Origin of the sequence: Allobosea sp. RAF48, from assembly GCF_052114025.1 — a bacterium.
Taxonomy (GTDB): Bacteria; Pseudomonadota; Alphaproteobacteria; order Rhizobiales; family Beijerinckiaceae; genus Allobosea.
On sequence record NZ_JBFRDZ010000005.1, the window covers coordinates 166,797 to 183,014 of the forward strand.

Sequence of the window (16,218 nt, forward strand, 5' to 3'; positions counted from 1 at the left end):
CTGCGCCAGCGGCGCGCCAGCGGCAAGGCAACAACCGTGCCCGCGATGAATGACTAGCGCAGTTCGACGCTGACCACGCCGGGCGCGGCGCGCACCGCGTTGGCGATCTGCTGGTTGATCGGGAACTTGCCCGGCAGCTCGATCTCGACCTCCTGGGCACCGTCATCGAGAATCATCACGATCGAGACCTTGCCCTCTGCCCGCACGGCCTCGCGCGGGCGGATGCGCTCGGCGATGGAAGCGACTGCTTTCTCGTCGCGCAGATAGATCAGCAAATCCTGCTTCTGCCGCGAGGCGAGGTCGTCCAGCACCTCGACATCCTCGATGCGGGGGCGCACCTCCTCGCCGTCGAGCACGGCCGAGAGGCGCAGCACCAGCGCCCTGCCCGGCTCGAGCAGATCGCGGAAGCGCATCAGCCCTTCCGAAAACAGCACTGCCTCGAACTGGCCGCTCGGATCGGACAGGTTGACGATGCCCATCTTCGAGCCGGACTTGGTGCGACGCTCCGACTTGTCGATGACCGAGACCGCAACCTTGCCGACGCCGGTGCCGTTGGCGCGCACCGTTTGGGCAAAATCGGTATAGCGCTGCACCCGCAGACGCTTCAGCACATGCTCGTAATCGTCGAGCGGATGGCCCGAGAGGAAGAAGCCGACCGCCTCGTGCTCGCGCTTGAGCTTCTCGGCCGGAGCCCAGGGCTCGACTTGCGGGATGCGGAAGGCTTCCTGGATCACGCTGCCGCCCAACAGATCGAACTGGCCGGCCGCTGCCTCGTCGCGGGTGCGGTTGGAGAGCGCCAGCATGCCGTCGATCGCCGCCATGGCGCGGGCGCGGTCCTCCTCCATTTCGTCGAGCGCGCCGGCGGCGATAAGGGCTTCGAGCGTGCGGCGGTTGACCAGCTTGGTGTCGATGCGGCGCGCGAGATCCGCAAGGTCGCGGAAGGGGCCGCCGGACTGGCGCGCCGTCACCACGGATTCCACAGCCGCCCGGCCGACACCCTTGATGGCGCCGAGCGCGTAGAAAATCTTGCCGTCGGCAACGTCGAACTCGACGCCGGAGCGGTTGATCGCGGGGCGTTCGACCTTGATGCCGAGACGCTCGGCATCGCGGCGGAATTCCGAGAGCTTGTCGGTATTGCCCATATCGAGCGTCATCGACGCTGCCAGGAATTCGACGGGGTAGTTTGCCTTCAGATAGGCAGTCTGGAAGGCGACGACGGCATAGGCCGCCGCATGGCTTTTGTTGAAGCCGTAATCGGCGAACTTGGCGAGCAGGTCGAAGATTTCGGAGGCCGTGTCCTTCTTGATGCTGTTCTCGATGGCGCCTTTCACGAAACGGTCGCGCTGGGCGTCCATCTCGGCCTTGATCTTCTTGCCCATGGCGCGGCGCAGCAGATCGGCTTCGCCGAGCGAATAGCCCGAGAGCGCCTGCGCCACCTGCATCACCTGTTCCTGGTAGACGATGATGCCGTGGGTTTCGCGCAGGTACGGCTCCATCCCCGGATGGAGATAGGTCGGATCCTCCAGCCCGAGCTTGCGTCGGCAATAGGTCGGGATGTTGTCCATCGGGCCCGGCCGGTACAGCGCCACCAGCGCGATCAGATCCTCGATGCGGTCGGCCTTCATCTCGACCAGCGCCTTGCGCATACCGACCGATTCCACCTGGAACACGCCGACCGTCTCGCCGCGGGCCAGCATGGCGTAGGTCGTCGGATCGTCGAAGGGCAGCTGGGCGAGGTCGATATGGATGTCGCGCTGGGCGATGAGCTTCACCGCCGTGGTCAGCGTCGTCAGCGTCTTCAGGCCGAGGAAGTCGAACTTCACAAGGCCAGCCTGTTCGACCCATTTCATGTTGAACTGGGTGACGCGCATGCCGGTGCGCGGATCGACCGAGAGCGCGACGAGCTGTTCCAGCGGCCTGTCGCCGATCACCACGCCTGCGGCGTGGGTCGAAGCATGCCGGTGAAGCCCTTCCAGCTTCTGGCCAATTTCGAGGAGGCGCGCGACGATCGGCTCCTCCTCGGCGGCCTGCTGCAGCTTCGGTTCGCCCTCGATCGCGTCCTTCAGCGAGATGGGCTTTGCCGGGTTCTGCGGCACCAGCTTGGTCAGCTTGTCGACCTGGCCGTAGGGCATCTCCAGTACGCGGCCAACGTCGCGCAGCACGCCGCGCGCCAGCAGGGTGCCGAAGGTGATGATCTGGGCGACACGCTGCTCGCCGTAATGGTGCTTGACGTATTCGATCACCTCTTCACGCCGGTTCTGGCAGAAGTCGATGTCGAAGTCCGGCATCGAGACGCGATCCGGGTTGAGGAAGCGCTCGAACAGCAGGCCGAAGCGCAGCGGATCGACGTCAGTGATGGTCAGCGCATAGGCGACGAGCGAGCCCGCGCCCGAACCGCGGCCGGGCCCGACCGGGATGTCGTGGTTCTTCGCCCACTTGATGAAGTCCGAGACGATCAGGAAGTAGCCCGGGAACTTCATCCGGGTGATGATCGAGAGCTCGAAATCGAGCCGCTTGTCGTAATCCTCGACGCTGAAGCCCTCGGCCGGGCCGTGCTTGGCGAGCCGCGCGGCAAGACCGACGCGGGCCTGCTCCTGCAGCTCCTCCGCCTCGTCGCGCCCCTCCTCGCCGAAGCGCGGCAGGATCGGCTTGCGGGTCGAGACACGCCAGTGACAGCGCATCGCGATCTCGACCGTGCTCGCCAGCGCCTCCGGCAGATCGGCGAAACGCTTCTGCATCTCCGAGCGCGTGGCGAAGTAATGCTCCGGCGTGACGCGGCGGCGCTCGCCATCGGAGACGAGGCGGCCCTCGGCCACCGCGAGCAGCGCATCATGCGCGTCGAAATCGGCGGGCTTGGCGAAGAAGGGCTCGTTGGTGGCGACGATCGGCAGATCGGCATCATAGGCAAGGCGCAGGAGATGAGCCTCCAGCGCCGCCTCCCCGTCGCCGCCATGGCGCTGGATCTCGACATAGAGCCGGTCGCCATAGATCTCGGCCAACGTGGCCAGACGGGACGTCGCCTGCGGGAGCTGGCCGCTGCGCAGCGCCATATCGATCGGCCCGCCATGGCCGCCGGTCAGGGCGATGAGCCCGGCATTGAAGGCGGAGAGCCGCGCGACCGTGGTGACCGGCTGCCCCGCGCCGCCTGTTGCCAGCGCGGCCTCGCTGACGAGCTTCATCAGATTGCCGTAGCCGGCCTCGTCCATGGCAAGCAGAACGATGTGAGGCAGTCGCTGCGGCTGGGCCGGCCTGCGGCCGCTTTCATTGTCGTCGGCGAAATCGACGGAAAGCTGCACGCCGGCGATCGGCTGCAGGCCCGATCCCGCCAGCTTCTCCGAGAATTCGAGCGCGCCGAAGAGATTGTCGTTGTCCGTGAGCGCCAGCGCCGGCTGCCCGTCGGCGGCGGCCATCTTGGCCAGCGTCGCGACCGTCATTGCGCCTTCGAGCAGCGAATAGCTCGAATGGACGTGGAGATGGACGAAGCCGATGTCCGACAGGATGCGCGACTCGCCAGTTTCCCGACCCATGCCCTTCTCCCATCGTCGCAGCGCGACTCGTCGACCTCATTCTCCTTATGAAACCTGAGCCGGATGCGAAACCTCGGCACGCCCTGCGTCGAGGTTTCTCGGCCGATGCTGTGGATGGCTCCTGCCGCACTCAGACGTGCGGCCCGGAGAAGATCGCTGCCCAGAGCCAGATCATGCCGAGGAACACGCCGAGCGAGGCGATCTCGGCAAGGCCGGCGGCGAATTTACGCGCTGCAGTCATGAGAACCTCCGTTGTTCTTGATAGGTTCATTTTAGTTCATGATTTGTTCTCGTCAATCGATGTGCACGCGGCCAAGCCGCCCGCGCTCTCGGGCGGTTAATGATGCCCTAACAGCCACTCGGGCCGCTTAACAGAGCAGGAGACCGTGGCTCCGCCCGGTCCGGGTGGGCGCATGCCCTGCCCGGCCCCGACTTGTGCTGCTCGAATTGAAAGAAATCAGCCGCGGCCGAAGCATCTCGGACCGGCGCAGCGCTCTGTCCGAGAATGGCGGCCAGCACCCTCAATCCAGCGCCACGACGAGCCCGTCGCGGATCGTCACCTGCCGGTCCATCTGGCCTGCGAGCTGCAGGTTGTGCGTCGCGATCAGCGCCGCGAGCCCCGACGCCCGCGCGAGCGCCATCAGCGTGCCGAACACGTGCTGCGAGGTATGCGGGTCGAGATTGCCGGTCGGCTCGTCGGCCAGCAGCAAACGTGGCCCGTTGGCGACAGCGCGGCCGATGGCGACACGTTGCTGCTCGCCGCCGGACAATTCGCCCGGCAGATGATCCAGCCGCTCGCCGAGGCCCAGGAAGGTCAGCAGCTCCGATGCCCGTTCCTCCGACACATCGCGCGGCAGGCCCCGGATGCGCTGCGGCAGAACCACGTTCTCCAGCGCCGTGAACTCAGGCAGCAGATGGTGGAACTGATAGACGAAGCCGATCTCGGTGCGGCGCAGGCGCGTGCGCCCGGCATCGTCGAGCTTGGTCGTGGCTAGCCCGCCGACGAAGACCTCGCCGGCATCCGGCTTCTCCAGCAGTCCGGCGACATGGAGCAGGGTCGACTTGCCGGTGCCGCTGGGCGCGACCAGCGCGACGACCTCGCCCGGCCAGAGCGCGAAATCGGCCCGGCGCAGCACTTCGAGCGGCGCATCGCTTTGCGGATAGAAGCGTTCGACCTGCGAGAGGAAGAGCGCGGGCATCTCCTGCGCCATCTGCTTAGCCCATCCTCAGCGCTTCGACCGGGTCGAGCCGGGCGGCCTTCCAGGCCGGATAGAGCGTCGCCAGCAGCGACAGCGTCAGCGCCATCAGCACGACGCTCACCACCTCCCGCCAGTCGATTACGGAGGGGATGTCGCTCAGGAAGCGCACGGTCGGGTCCCAGAGATTGGCCCCGGTGATCCAGTTCAGCGCCGCCATGATAGACTTGATGTTGTTGGCGAAGAGCACACCGAGGATGAGGCCGGCGACCGTGCCGATGACGCCGATCGCCGCTCCGGTGATCAGGAAGACGCGCAGCACCGTGCCCCGCGTGGCCCCCATGGTGCGCATGATGGCGATGTCGGCGGTCTTGTCCTTCACCAGCATGATCAGGCCGGAGACGATGTTCAGCGCCGCCACAAGCACGATCAGCGTCAGGATGATGAACATCACGTTCCGCTCGACCTCGAGCGCGTTGAAGAAGCTTCGATTGCGCTGGCGCCAGTCCGAAAGGACGAGCGGCCGCGGCGCATCGGCCTCGATCGCGTCACGCACGGTCTGCGTCCGATCGGGATTGTCGACGAAGATCTCGATGACGTTCACGTCGCCGTCGCGGTTGAAATAGGCTTGGCTCTCGGCGAGCGGCATGTAGACGAAGGTGCCGTCGAACTCGGTCATGCCGATCTCGAAGATCGCCTTGACCGGATAGGCCTTGATGCGCGGCGCCGTGCCGAAAGGCGTCGAGGCCCCCTGCGGCGAGACCAGCGTCATCGAATCGCCGACCTGGAGGCCCAGCGCATTGGCGAGGCGCCGGCCGATGGCGACGCCCGGCGTCCCGCTGTCGAAGCCGTCGAGCGTGCCGGACTTGATGTTGCCGCCGATGAAGGGAATCGCCTTGATGTCAGCCTCGCGCACGCCGCGGACCAGCACGCCATTGTTGCCGGTCTGCGAGGAGGCCAGAGCCTGCCCTTCGACCAGCGGAATCGCGAGCTTGACGCCATGGATCTTGGCGAGCTTCTGGGCGACGCTGTCGTAATCGTCGAGCGGCCGGTCGATCGGCGTGGCGAAGATATGCCCGTTTACGCCGACGATCTTCTCCAGCAGCTCCTTGCGGAAGCCGTTCATCACCGACATCACGATGATCAGCGTGGCGACGCCGAGCAGGATGCCGAGGAAGGAGAAGCCGGCGATGACCGAGACGAAGCCCTCGCGCCGGCGCGTGCGCAGATAGCGCCCGGCCAGCAGCCATTCGAAGCCGGCGAAAGGCTTCGTTCCAGTCGGAATGACGGCATTCTCGGCGACAGCGCTCATGAAGCGGCTCTGACCATGCGAGGACCTTTGGCGCGGCGCTCCGTCACGCCGCCCGGCCCTTGAAGCGGTCGAGCGCAGCTTCCAGCGAGACGAGCTCGCGCTCGCCGCCCGCGCGGCGCTTGAGCTCGACCTTGCCCTCGGCCAGGCCCTTCGGCCCGACGATGATCTGCCAGGGTACGCCGATCAGGTCGGCGGTGGCGAACTTGGCGCCCGGCCGATCGTCGGTGTCGTCGAGCAGGGCGTCGTAGCCCTTGGCGAGCAGGTGCTTGTAGATCCGCTCGCTGGCGCCGTCCGTCGCGGCATCACCCACCTTGAGGTTGATGACGGAGACGTCGAAGGGCGCAATCTCGTCGGGCCAGACGATGCCGGCATCGTCATGGCCGGCCTCGATCAGCGCCGCGACGAGACGGCTGGGGCCGATGCCGTAGGAGCCGCCATGCAGCAGTACCGGCTGGCCGTCCGGGCCGGCCACAGCCGCGCCCATCGGCTCGGAATACTTGGTGCCGAAATAGAAGATGTGGCCGACCTCGATGCCGCGCGCCGAAACGCGCTTGTCCTCGGGGACCGCCTCGAAGGCCGCCTTGTCGTGCATCTCCTCGGTGGCGGCGTAGAGGCTCGTCCACTTGTCGACGACGCCCTGCAGGCCGGCGACGCTGTCGAAATCGGTGTCGGCGGCCGGTGTCTCGAAATTCAGGTAGTCGCTGTGGCAGAAGACCTCGCTCTCGCCGGTCGAGGCGAGCACGATGAACTCGTGAGAGAGATCGCCGCCGATCGGGCCGGTATCGGCCTTCATCGGGATCGCCTTCAGGCCGAGCCGCGCAAAGGTGCGCAGATAGGCGGTGAACATGCGGTTATAGGCGTGGCGCGCAGATTCCTTGTCGAGATCGAAGGAATAGGCATCCTTCATCAGGAATTCGCGGCCGCGCATCACGCCGAAGCGCGGGCGCACCTCGTCGCGGAACTTCCACTGGATGTGGTAGAGATTGAGCGGGAGGTCCTTGTAGGACTTGACGTAGGCACGGACGATCTCGGTGACCATTTCCTCGTTGGTCGGGCCGTAGAGCATGTCGCGATCGTGCCGATCCTTGATGCGCAGCATCTCCTTGCCATAGGCGTCGTAGCGCCCGCTCTCGCGCCAGAGATCGGCCGACTGGATGGTCGGCATCAGGATCTCGATGGCGCCGGAGCGGTTCTGCTCCTCGCGCACGACCTTGCAGATCTTGTCGAGCACGCGCAGGCCGAGCGGCAGCCAGGCATAGATGCCCGCCGACTGCTGGCGGATCATGCCGGCGCGCAGCATCAGCCGGTGCGAGACGATCTCCGCCTCCTTGGGCGTATCGCGCAGAAGGGGCAGGAAATAGCGGGAAAGACGCATCAGAAAACCTGTCGGAGGGCAGCGCGCGGGGGATCGCACCGGGGAACTACGCAACGAGTCGCTTTACCTGAGAGACACCATCGCTCTCGGCAAAATGCAAACCAAAATCAGCAGAAAGCGGCGGAAGATGGCGAAGTTGTGTGTCTCTCGCCTCGATCTATTTCGCGTTTCGCTGCCTGATTTAGGTTCAGCTTCGAGCGAAGCGCGCCTTCAGCGCGTAGAGCACGGGCGCCGGCACGAAGGGGGAGACGTCCCCGCCCATCGCTGCGATCTGGCGCACCAGCGTCGCAGTGATGTAGCGCACACCGGGCGAGGCCGGCAGGAACACGGTCTGCACCTCCGGCGCCATCGTCCCGTTCATGCCCGCCATCTGCATCTCGTAGTCGAGATCGCTGCCGTCGCGCAGCCCGCGGATGATGATCGAGGCGCCCGCGCGGCGGGCCGCATCGACCGCGAGATCATCGAAGGTCACGACATCGAGCACAGCCCCCTTCGCCGCAAGCAGCGGCGTCGCGACAGTACGCACCAGCTCGGCGCGTTGCTCGACGGAGAGAAGCGGCGTCTTGCCGGGATGGACGCCGATCGCGACGACGAGCTTGTCGCAAAGCCCGGCCGCAGCCGCGATCACGTCGGCATGGCCGTTGGTCACGGGGTCGAAAGAACCGGTGTAGAAAGCGATGCGTGCCATGATGCCAGCGTTAGCGGCTCATCCACAGCGCGACAAGCCGCATCCCCGATCCCAGCCAGGCTCGGCCTGCCCCAAGGCAAGCCGATGCAACCTCAGGAAAACGGGACGATTGCGGTGAGCGCGGCGGCACTGCCGAGGATGATCGACAGGCAGATCATCAGGGAGGCTAGCGAAGAAACGTGGCGGGACGCGACATCAAACGGGTAGGCATGCATCGAAGACTGCCTCGCGAATCGGAAGTTACTGCATTGCCGTTGGGTGACGGCGCCAGCGGGCCGCGACGAGGCGAGATTGTGACGAAACGGTGACGACAGGCTGGTTATGCCGGCTTTGCATTGCGTTTTCATAGGCAAACCGCCTAAACGACGGCCATGCTGACGATCAACGACATCACCTATCGCCTTGGCGAGCGCCTGCTGCTCGACCACACCGGCGCCGCCATTCCGGACGGCGCGCGCGTCGGCTTCGTCGGCCGCAACGGCACCGGCAAGACGACCCTCTTCAAGATCATCACCGGCGATCTCGGCACCGAGAGCGGCAACATCAGCCTGCCGAAGGGCCGGCGCATCGGCGGCGTGGCGCAGGAGGCGCCGGGCGGCCCGGAATCGCTGATCGAGGTCGTGCTCGCCGCCGACACCGAACGCACCGCGCTGATGCAGGAAGCGGAGACCGCGACCGACCCCCATCGCATCGCCGAGATCGGAACACGGCTCGCCGATATCGGCGCCCATTCCGCGCCGGCCCGCGCAGCGATGGTGCTGCACGGCCTCGGCTTCAACGAGGAGGCGCAGCAGCGCCCCTGCTCCGACTTCTCGGGCGGCTGGCGCATGCGCGTCGCGCTCGCCGCCGTGCTCTTCTCCGAGCCCGATCTCCTCTTGCTGGACGAGCCGACCAACTATCTCGACCTCGAAGGCACGCTCTGGCTCTACGATTATCTCGAGCGCTACCCGCATACCGTGCTGGTGATCAGCCACGATCGCGAGTTGCTCGACACCAGCGTCGACCACATCCTGCATCTCGACCAGGGCAAGCTCACGCTCTACCGCGGCGGCTATTCTTCTTTCGAGAAGCAGCGCGCCGAGAAGCAGATGCAGCTCGCCCGCGCGAAGGAGAAGCAGGACGCCGAGCGCAAGCATCTCCAGGCCTTCGTCGATCGCTTCAAGGCCAAGGCCACCAAGGCGCGCCAGGCGCAGTCGCGGGTGAAGCGGCTGGAGAAGATGGAGACCATCGCAGCGATCGTCGACCGCGACGTGCAGCCCTTCGTCTTCCCCGGGCCGGAGAAACCGCTCTCGCCGCCGATGATCGTGCTGGACGACGCCAGCGCCGGCTATGGCGAGCGCAAGGTGCTGTCGCGGCTCAAGCTCAACCTCGCCCCGGACGACCGGATCGCCCTGCTCGGCTCCAACGGCAACGGCAAATCGACCTTCTGCAAGCTGATCGGCGGAAGGCTCGCCCCGCTCTCCGGCGAGATGAAGAAATCGAGCAAGCTGGAGACCGCCTATTTCGCCCAGCACCAGCTCGACGAGCTGAGGCTCGAAGATACGCCCGTCGGCCATCTGCGTGACCTGATGCCGGATGCGCCGGAGTCGAAGCTGCGCTCCAAGGCGGCGCAGATCGGCTTTCCCGCCAGCAAGGCGGATACGCCGGTGAAGCTGCTTTCGGGCGGCGAGAAAGCCCGTTTGATGCTGGGGCTCGCCACCTTCCACGGCCCGCATCTGCTGATCCTCGACGAGCCGACGAACCATCTCGACATCGACAGCCGCACGGCGCTGATGACGGCGATCAACGACTACCCCGGCGCCGTCATCCTCGTCAGCCACGACCGCTTCCTGATCGAGGCCTGCGCCGACCGGCTCTGGCTGGTCGCGAACGGCACGGTGAAGAACTTCGATGGAGACATGGAAGACTACCGCGCCTTCGTGCTCGACACCGCCAAGGCCGAGCGGCGCGGCAAGCCCGCTCCCGAAGCGGGAGCCGCAAAGCCGAAGACGGACGAGCGCAAGGAGGCCGCGACCAAGCGGGCCGCGCTCGGGCCGCTCAGGCAGAAGCTCAACCTTGCGGAAGCGCGAATCGCCAAGCTGACCGGGCTGATCGAGAAGGTCGACGCGGCGCTCGCCAACGGAGCCTTCTCCCGCGAGCCTGAGAAGGCGCTGCAGCTCTCACGCCAGCGCGCTGAGCTGGGGGAGGCGCTGACGGCCGCCGAGGAGGAATGGCTGCTGCTCGGCGAGGAGCTGGAGAGCGCGTAAGGCCCGGCGGGCAGCGCTGTCGGGGACCTGGGATAACGCCCTTCGACCGCCGAGTTCGCAGGTTCTGCCGGTGGAGGCGCGGCGCCCTGCCCAGCACGGCGTTTGCTTGGCTGAAACGACTATGAGGGCATGCTCGACGCGTTGTCCGGAGATGCCGCGTGGAAACCTCTCTTTATCTGCCCGTCAAGCGCTTCCTCGAGGGCCTGGGTTATTCCGTCAAAGGAGAGATCGGACACTGCGATCTCGTCGGGCTTCGGGATGATGATCCGGCCGTCGTGGTCATCGGCGAGCTGAAGCTGACGTTCAATCTGGAGCTCATTCTGCAGGGCGTGGAGCGAATGAGCCTCGGCGATGAAATCTGGCTGGCAGCTCAGCTTTCCACCAAGGGCAAGGGCCGCGAAAGCGATCCGAGATATCGCAACCTCTGCCGGCGCCTCGGCTTCGGTTTGCTGGGCATCTCCAAATCCGGCCATGTCGATATCCTGGTCTCCCCGACCGCGCCTACGCCGCGGAAGGATCCCCGTCGGCGCTCGAGACTGGTGGAGGAGCACAAGCGGCGCCAGGGTGACCCCGTCGCCGGCGGAGGCACGCGCAAGCCCATCATGACAGCGTATCGCCAGCAGGCGCTCGCCTGTGCCGCAGCGATGGCGTCGGCGCCGCAACGCCCGCGCGATCTCAAGCCATCGTTCCCCGATGCCCAGAAGATCCTGCGCCGGAATGTCTATGGCTGGTTCGAACGCTCCGAGCGCGGCGTCTACGCGCTGACCGAGACAGGTCGCAGTGCATTGGCGACCTGGCTACCCGAGCACGCCGCGAATCGGGAGAGCAGCCAGACATCCGCCTGAGCCCCGAACCACCCCTCGGGTTCCGCCACACGACATCAGCTGTGGAAGACCGGGAAAACGCTGCACCCAAAGCAACAGCGGGGCCAGCGAGTATTTTTTCAGCTCGCGGCGCGACGGCACACGTCAAAACGCGGCGGCAGCCGAAGCTCCCGCCCGGCGTGCAAATATGTGCCGCTCACCCCTGCCCCGGCTTGACGATCCGGCTGAGGCGGTTGTCGGTGAACATGTAGATCTCGCGCCCGCCCGGCTCGGCATAGAGCACCTGGACCTCGCGCTGGCCCTTGCCGCTTTCGCCGATCAGCACGTCGGTCGGCCGCGTGCCCTTGAGCTTCACCAGCTCGCATTCGGTGATGCCGGGCGCGATCTCCTTCGGCAGCGGGCGCGTCGAGGGATCGAGCGAGGCGCCGACGCTGCAATCGCCCTCAGGCGTCAGCACCGGCTCCTGCGTCGAGATTCCGGCGCTGGCGCTGCTCGTCCGCGTCGTGGTCACGCCGCCCTTGGTTTCGGACTGGAAGGCGAAACCGCCCATGTCGACCGAGCAGCCCGCGAGTGTCGCGGCGCAGAGAAACACAACCGGCAGTCTCACGCTTTCTTCTCCCAGCGACCGGCCTCGTCCTGCTGCCAATAGCTGGCGGCATGGCCGGAGGCCCGGGCTTTCTTCCAATCCTCGCGGGCCGCTGTCAGCGCCTCGGGATCGTCTCCATCGAATATCAGAACGATGCGCTCGTAGTCTTGCATTGCGTCGGGAATGCGAACTCCGTCGGCGCAAATCCGTACCTGCGCGGCGTTCGGATTGTGGTCCTGCGTGGTGATCACCACCGGGTTCTGTGCGGCGTCCGCCTCCATCGCCGTGACATGCGGCAGGAAGCTCTCGTCGGCGTAAGTCCAGAGGTGATCGTCGATCACGCTCAGCCGCTCCTGGCTCGAGACCTCGACGACGACCTTCTGGCCGCGCGAGAGCGCCCGGTCGAGGATCGTCGGCAGGACCTGCTCCAGCGGGCGGGACTGCAGATGGAAGAACAGGATCTCGGCCATCGAAACCCTTTTCTCCTAAAACACTGACGTTCGTTCCGCAGAAATCACTTTAGCTTTCGTAGTGGTCGGCCACCAGCCGGTCGAGCAGGCGCACGCCCCAGCCGGGGCCCCAGGAGCGGTTGATCTCGCTGTCCTTGGCGCCCATGCCGGTGCCGGCGATGTCCAGATGCGCCCAGGGCGTGTCATTGACGTGGCGTTGCAGGAACTGCGCAGCAGTGATCGAGCCTGCATAGCGCCCGGCCGAATTCTTCATATCGGCGAACTTCGAATCGATCATCTTGTCGTAGGCCTTGCCGAGGGGCATGCGCCAGACCGTCTCGCCGGTCGCGAGGCCGGCGGCCGTCAAACGCTGCGCCAACTCGTCGCTGTTGGTGAAGAGGCCGGCATTCTCCTGTGCCAGCGCCACAAGGATCGCGCCGGTCAGCGTGGCCAGATTGATCATGAAGCGCGGCTTGAAGCGCTCCTGCGTGTACCAGAGCACATCGGCGAGGACGAGGCGGCCCTCCGCGTCGGTGTTGATGATCTCGATGGTCTGGCCAGAGAGCGAGGTGACGATGTCGCCCGGACGCTGGGCGTTGCCGTCCGGCATGTTCTCGACGAGGCCGATGACGCCGATCGCATTGACCTCGGCCTTGCGGGCGGCAAGCGCGTGCATCAGGCCGACGACGCAGGCAGCGCCGGCCATGTCGCCCTTCATGTCCTCCATGCCGGCACCAGGCTTCAGCGAAATGCCGCCGGTGTCGAAGGTAACCCCCTTGCCGACGAAGGCGACGGGCTGCTCGTCCTTGCCGGCGCCGTTCCAGCGCATGATGGCGACGCGGCTCTCGCGACGCGAGCCCTGGCCCACCCCGAGCAAGGCGCGCATGCCGATCTTCTTCAGATCCTTCTCGTCGAGAATCTCGATCTCGACATCGAGCTTCTTCAGCTTGGCGGCCCGGTCAGCGAATTCTTCCGGGTAGAGGACGTTCGGCGGCTCGTTGACGAGGTCGCGCGCCAGCACGACGCCGGCGGCGACGGCATCGGCCGCCTTCAGGGCCTTCTTCAGGCCGGCAGGATCATCCGAGCGCAGCGTCACCGCGATCGGCCCGGCGTCATCCTTGTCCTTGCTCTTCGTCTTGTAGCGGTCGAAGGCATAGCTGCGCAGCTTCAGGCCCAGCGCCAGCTCGGCGCCACGCTCGGCCGCGATCGTTCCCGCCGGCAGCGCCAGGATGATTTCCGCCGTGCGCCCCGCACCGAGCCGGCCGGCGATGGCGCCACCGAGCTTGACGAAATCGAGATCGTCATTCTTGTCCGCGTCGCCGATCCCGACGACGATCAGCCGCTCGTAGGACGCCCCCTCGGGAGCGGGCAAGGTCAGGCCGGCATAGGCCTTGCCCTTGTAGCGCTCGGCCGCGGCGGCCCGCGTCAACAGCGCCTGCGCAGCGCGCCCCGCCGCATTCTCGGCCGCGGACGGCAACACGAGCCGATCCGAAACCAGGATCACGAGATCCTGCCCTTCGACGGCATTCAGGGCTTTGACCTCGAGCTTCAGGCGCTGGGACATGATCCGCTCACAATCTTGCGACAAGTGCCGGGGAAGGACACAGGGATGGCCGGCGGCAAACGATTCCCGTTTGCGCCGCGAACGCGCCTATACCATATGGGGTGTCCGACGAACCACCTCGGGAATCTCCCATTCCCGACTGCCGGAAGTGATGCGTGCTGTTCAACCGCCTTGACCGATACATCCTGAAGATCGCGGCGGGGGCGGCGATCGTGCTGCTGTTCGGTCTCACGGGGGTCATCTGGGTCACGCAGGCCCTGCGCGAAGTCGACCTCATCACCGGCAAGGGCCAGACGGTCCTGATCTTTCTGACCGTCACGCTGCTGTCGCTGCCCGCGCTGATCGCCGGCATCGCGCCAGTCGCCTTGTTCATGTCGACGCTCTACACGCTCAACAAGCTCAACGGCGATTCCGAGCTGATCGTGATGAACGCCGCCGGCGTGGCACCGCACCGGATCGTCCGGCCCTTCCTCGCCCTGACCATCATCACCGCGGTCATTGTGGCGTGGATGACGATCTCGGTGATGCCCGCGAGCTTCCGCATGCTGCGCGATCTGATCACGCTGATCCGCGCCGACTTCGTCGCCAACGTCGTGAAGGAGGGGCAGTTCGTCTCGCTCGATTCCGGCGTCACCTTCCACTACCGCGAGAAGGCCGGCGACTCGCTGGTCGGCATCTTCATGCAGGATCGTCGCGACCCGGCGCAGCCTTCGATCTATCTCGCCGAGCGCGGACGAACGGTCGAGGCGGAAGGCCAGAGCTTCTTGATGCTCGAGAAGGGGACCATCCAGCGCGAGACCAAGAACACCACCACGACGTCCATCATCTCCTTCGAGCGCTACGCGCTCAATCTCTCGGCGCTGACCGGCGATCCGACCGGCGGCCCCGGGGAAGGCGACGGCGACAAGGTGGTCTACAAGCCGCGCGAACGCTCGACCTGGCAGCTCATCAATCAGAACCCGAACGAGAGCTACTACAAGATTCAGGAAGGCCGCTTCCGGGCCGAGCTGCACAATCGCCTGTCGGCGCCGCTTTACCCCTTCGCCTTCATGCTGATCGCCTTCGCGGCGATCGGCGAAGCGCGGACTACTCGCCAGGGACGTGCGCTGGCGATCCAGGCCGCGATCATGATCGTCGGCGCGACCCGCATTGCCGCCTATGCGGCCTGGACGGCGAGCGTCCGCTCGCCCTTCGCCGCCGCCCTGCTCTACATCCTGCCGATCACGGCCATCACGCTGGCCCTCGCCGTCATCTTCTACGGTGAACGCCTGCGCCCCGTTCTGGCGCGACTCACTGCCCCTCTGACAACGCCGCTCGCCAATATTGCGGCCCGTTTCCGGCGCGCCTGATGCTCCTGTTCTCGACCTTCGGGCGCTATCTGACAAAGCGCTTCGCCCGCGCGATCCTCAGTGTGTTCGGCACCTTCTTCTTCCTGATCGGCACGCTCGATTTCGTCGAGCTGATGCGCCGGGCTGGCGATTCCCCCATCGCGACAACCCCGCGGATCGTGCAGCTCGCGCTCTTCCGGGCACCAGCCGTGGCCGAACAGATCTTCCCCTTCGCCGCGCTCTTCGGCGGCATGTTCGCGCTGCTGACGCTGAGTCGTAAGCTGGAGCTGGTGGTCGCACGCTCGGTCGGCGTTTCGGCCTGGCAGTTCCTGCAACCCGCAGCGGCCGTCGCCGGGATGATCGGCCTGATGTCGATCATGATCTACAACCCGCTCGCGGCTGACCTGAAGCGCAAGGCCACCGCGCTCGAAACGCGGCTGTTCGTCCGCGCGAGCGGCAAGACGGGCGCTGCCCAGGATGTCTGGCTGAGGCAGCGCAGCGTCGATGGACAGGCCATTATCCGCGCGGCCGGCGCCCTGCCGGACGAGGACGGCTTGTCTCAGGTGGCGTTCTTCGTGTTCAACCACGACGGGTCGTTCAAGGAACGCATCGACGCGAAGCAGGCCGTGTTGCGTCCGGGACACTGGGAACTTACCGAGGCGCGCATCACCTCCGCCATGGAAGAGCCACAGAATTTCGCGAGCTACATGGTCGCGACGACCCTGGAGCCGGAACAGATGCGACAGAGCTTCACCCCGCCTGATGCGGTGGGGTTCTGGTCCATGCCAACGGTCATCGATCGGACACAGCGAGCCGGCCTCGACACGACGCCTTATGAGCTGCGATATCAGGCACTTATGGCGCGCCCGCTGCTGCTCATCGCCATGGTGCTGGTGGCAGCATCCGTTTCCTTAAGATTTTTCCGCTTTGGTGGTGTGACCAAGTTGGTGATAGGTGGCGTCGCGGCCGGGTTCGTGCTCTATGTTGCGACCCAGCTGTCGGAGGAACTCGGATCGTCGGGAATCGTCAATCCGATCGTCGCGGCGTGGTTGCCCGCAGCATTGGGGACGATGCTGGGCACCCTTGCCCTCCTCCATCAGGAAGACGGGTGAATCGTACTGTG

13 protein-coding genes are annotated in these 16,218 nt (G+C 65.8%); 4 read left to right on the forward strand and 9 right to left on the reverse strand.

Annotated elements, in window-relative coordinates; genetic code table 11:
* Positions 1 to 53: 53 nt before the first annotated feature.
* The 6 genes from dnaE to AB4Z10_RS11700 all read right to left on the reverse strand — a co-directional run bounded on the left by dnaE (position 54) and on the right by AB4Z10_RS11700 (position 8,313).
* Positions 54 to 3,527 (reverse strand): DNA polymerase III subunit alpha, encoded by a 3,474-nt coding sequence (dnaE, locus tag AB4Z10_RS11675; protein ID WP_441470570.1) that lies wholly within the window; start codon positions 3,525 to 3,527, stop codon positions 54 to 56.
* Positions 3,528 to 4,048: 521 nt separating this feature from the next.
* Positions 4,049 to 4,738, reverse strand: coding sequence for an ABC transporter ATP-binding protein (locus tag AB4Z10_RS11680; RefSeq protein ID WP_441470571.1), 690 nt, complete (start codon positions 4,736 to 4,738; stop codon positions 4,049 to 4,051).
* Between the two features lie 4 nt (positions 4,739 to 4,742).
* Positions 4,743 to 6,035 (reverse strand): lipoprotein-releasing ABC transporter permease subunit, encoded by a 1,293-nt coding sequence (locus AB4Z10_RS11685; RefSeq protein WP_441470572.1) that lies wholly within the window; start codon positions 6,033 to 6,035, stop codon positions 4,743 to 4,745.
* A 43-nt stretch (positions 6,036 to 6,078) separates the two neighbouring features.
* Positions 6,079 to 7,410, reverse strand: a complete 1,332-nt coding sequence (proS, locus tag AB4Z10_RS11690; RefSeq protein WP_441470573.1) for a proline--tRNA ligase — start codon at positions 7,408 to 7,410, stop codon at positions 6,079 to 6,081.
* Positions 7,411 to 7,597: 187 nt separating this feature from the next.
* The gene (gene coaD, locus AB4Z10_RS11695) at positions 7,598 to 8,098 is read right to left on the reverse strand and encodes a pantetheine-phosphate adenylyltransferase (RefSeq protein ID WP_441470574.1); all 501 of its coding nucleotides are present in this window, start codon (positions 8,096 to 8,098) and stop codon (positions 7,598 to 7,600) included.
* 92 nt (positions 8,099 to 8,190) lie between these two features.
* The gene (locus AB4Z10_RS11700) at positions 8,191 to 8,313 is read right to left on the reverse strand and encodes a hypothetical protein (protein ID WP_441470575.1); all 123 of its coding nucleotides are present in this window, start codon (positions 8,311 to 8,313) and stop codon (positions 8,191 to 8,193) included.
* Between the two features lie 156 nt (positions 8,314 to 8,469).
* Between AB4Z10_RS11700 and AB4Z10_RS11705 the strand changes: the two genes are divergently transcribed.
* Together AB4Z10_RS11705 and AB4Z10_RS11710 are read left to right on the forward strand one after the other, a co-directional pair.
* The gene (locus AB4Z10_RS11705; protein WP_441470576.1) at positions 8,470 to 10,344 is read left to right on the forward strand and encodes an ABC-F family ATP-binding cassette domain-containing protein; all 1,875 of its coding nucleotides are present in this window, start codon (positions 8,470 to 8,472) and stop codon (positions 10,342 to 10,344) included.
* Positions 10,345 to 10,502: 158 nt separating this feature from the next.
* On the forward strand, positions 10,503 to 11,189 hold the full coding sequence (locus tag AB4Z10_RS11710; RefSeq protein WP_441470577.1) for a DUF2161 domain-containing phosphodiesterase: 687 nt from the start codon (positions 10,503 to 10,505) through the stop codon (positions 11,187 to 11,189).
* A 175-nt stretch (positions 11,190 to 11,364) separates the two neighbouring features.
* Here AB4Z10_RS11710 and AB4Z10_RS11715 read toward each other — a convergent pair whose 3' ends face one another.
* From AB4Z10_RS11715 to AB4Z10_RS11725, 3 genes are read right to left on the reverse strand one after another with little or no spacing between them, the layout of a single operon-like run.
* Positions 11,365 to 11,775, reverse strand: a complete 411-nt coding sequence (locus AB4Z10_RS11715) for a hypothetical protein (RefSeq protein ID WP_441470578.1) — start codon at positions 11,773 to 11,775, stop codon at positions 11,365 to 11,367.
* Positions 11,772 to 12,224 carry a DNA polymerase III subunit chi gene (locus AB4Z10_RS11720; RefSeq protein ID WP_441470579.1) on the reverse strand — a complete coding sequence of 151 codons (453 nt, stop codon included), beginning with the start codon at positions 12,222 to 12,224 and terminating at the stop codon, positions 11,772 to 11,774. Before AB4Z10_RS11720 ends, AB4Z10_RS11715 begins: the two co-directional genes overlap by 4 nt.
* Positions 12,225 to 12,273: 49 nt before the next feature.
* Positions 12,274 to 13,767, reverse strand: a complete 1,494-nt coding sequence (locus tag AB4Z10_RS11725; RefSeq protein WP_441470580.1) for a leucyl aminopeptidase — start codon at positions 13,765 to 13,767, stop codon at positions 12,274 to 12,276.
* 155 nt (positions 13,768 to 13,922) lie between these two features.
* On the opposite strand from AB4Z10_RS11725, the gene lptF reads away from it, so the two are divergent.
* Both lptF and lptG read left to right on the forward strand, forming a co-directional pair.
* Positions 13,923 to 15,116, forward strand: a complete 1,194-nt coding sequence (gene lptF, locus AB4Z10_RS11730; protein WP_441470581.1) for an LPS export ABC transporter permease LptF — start codon at positions 13,923 to 13,925, stop codon at positions 15,114 to 15,116.
* A complete protein-coding gene (gene lptG, locus AB4Z10_RS11735) occupies positions 15,116 to 16,207 on the forward strand; it encodes an LPS export ABC transporter permease LptG (RefSeq protein ID WP_441470582.1) in 1,092 nt (363 codons plus the stop codon). The genes lptF and lptG overlap by 1 nt, the downstream gene beginning before the upstream one ends.
* Positions 16,208 to 16,218 lie beyond the last annotated feature (11 nt).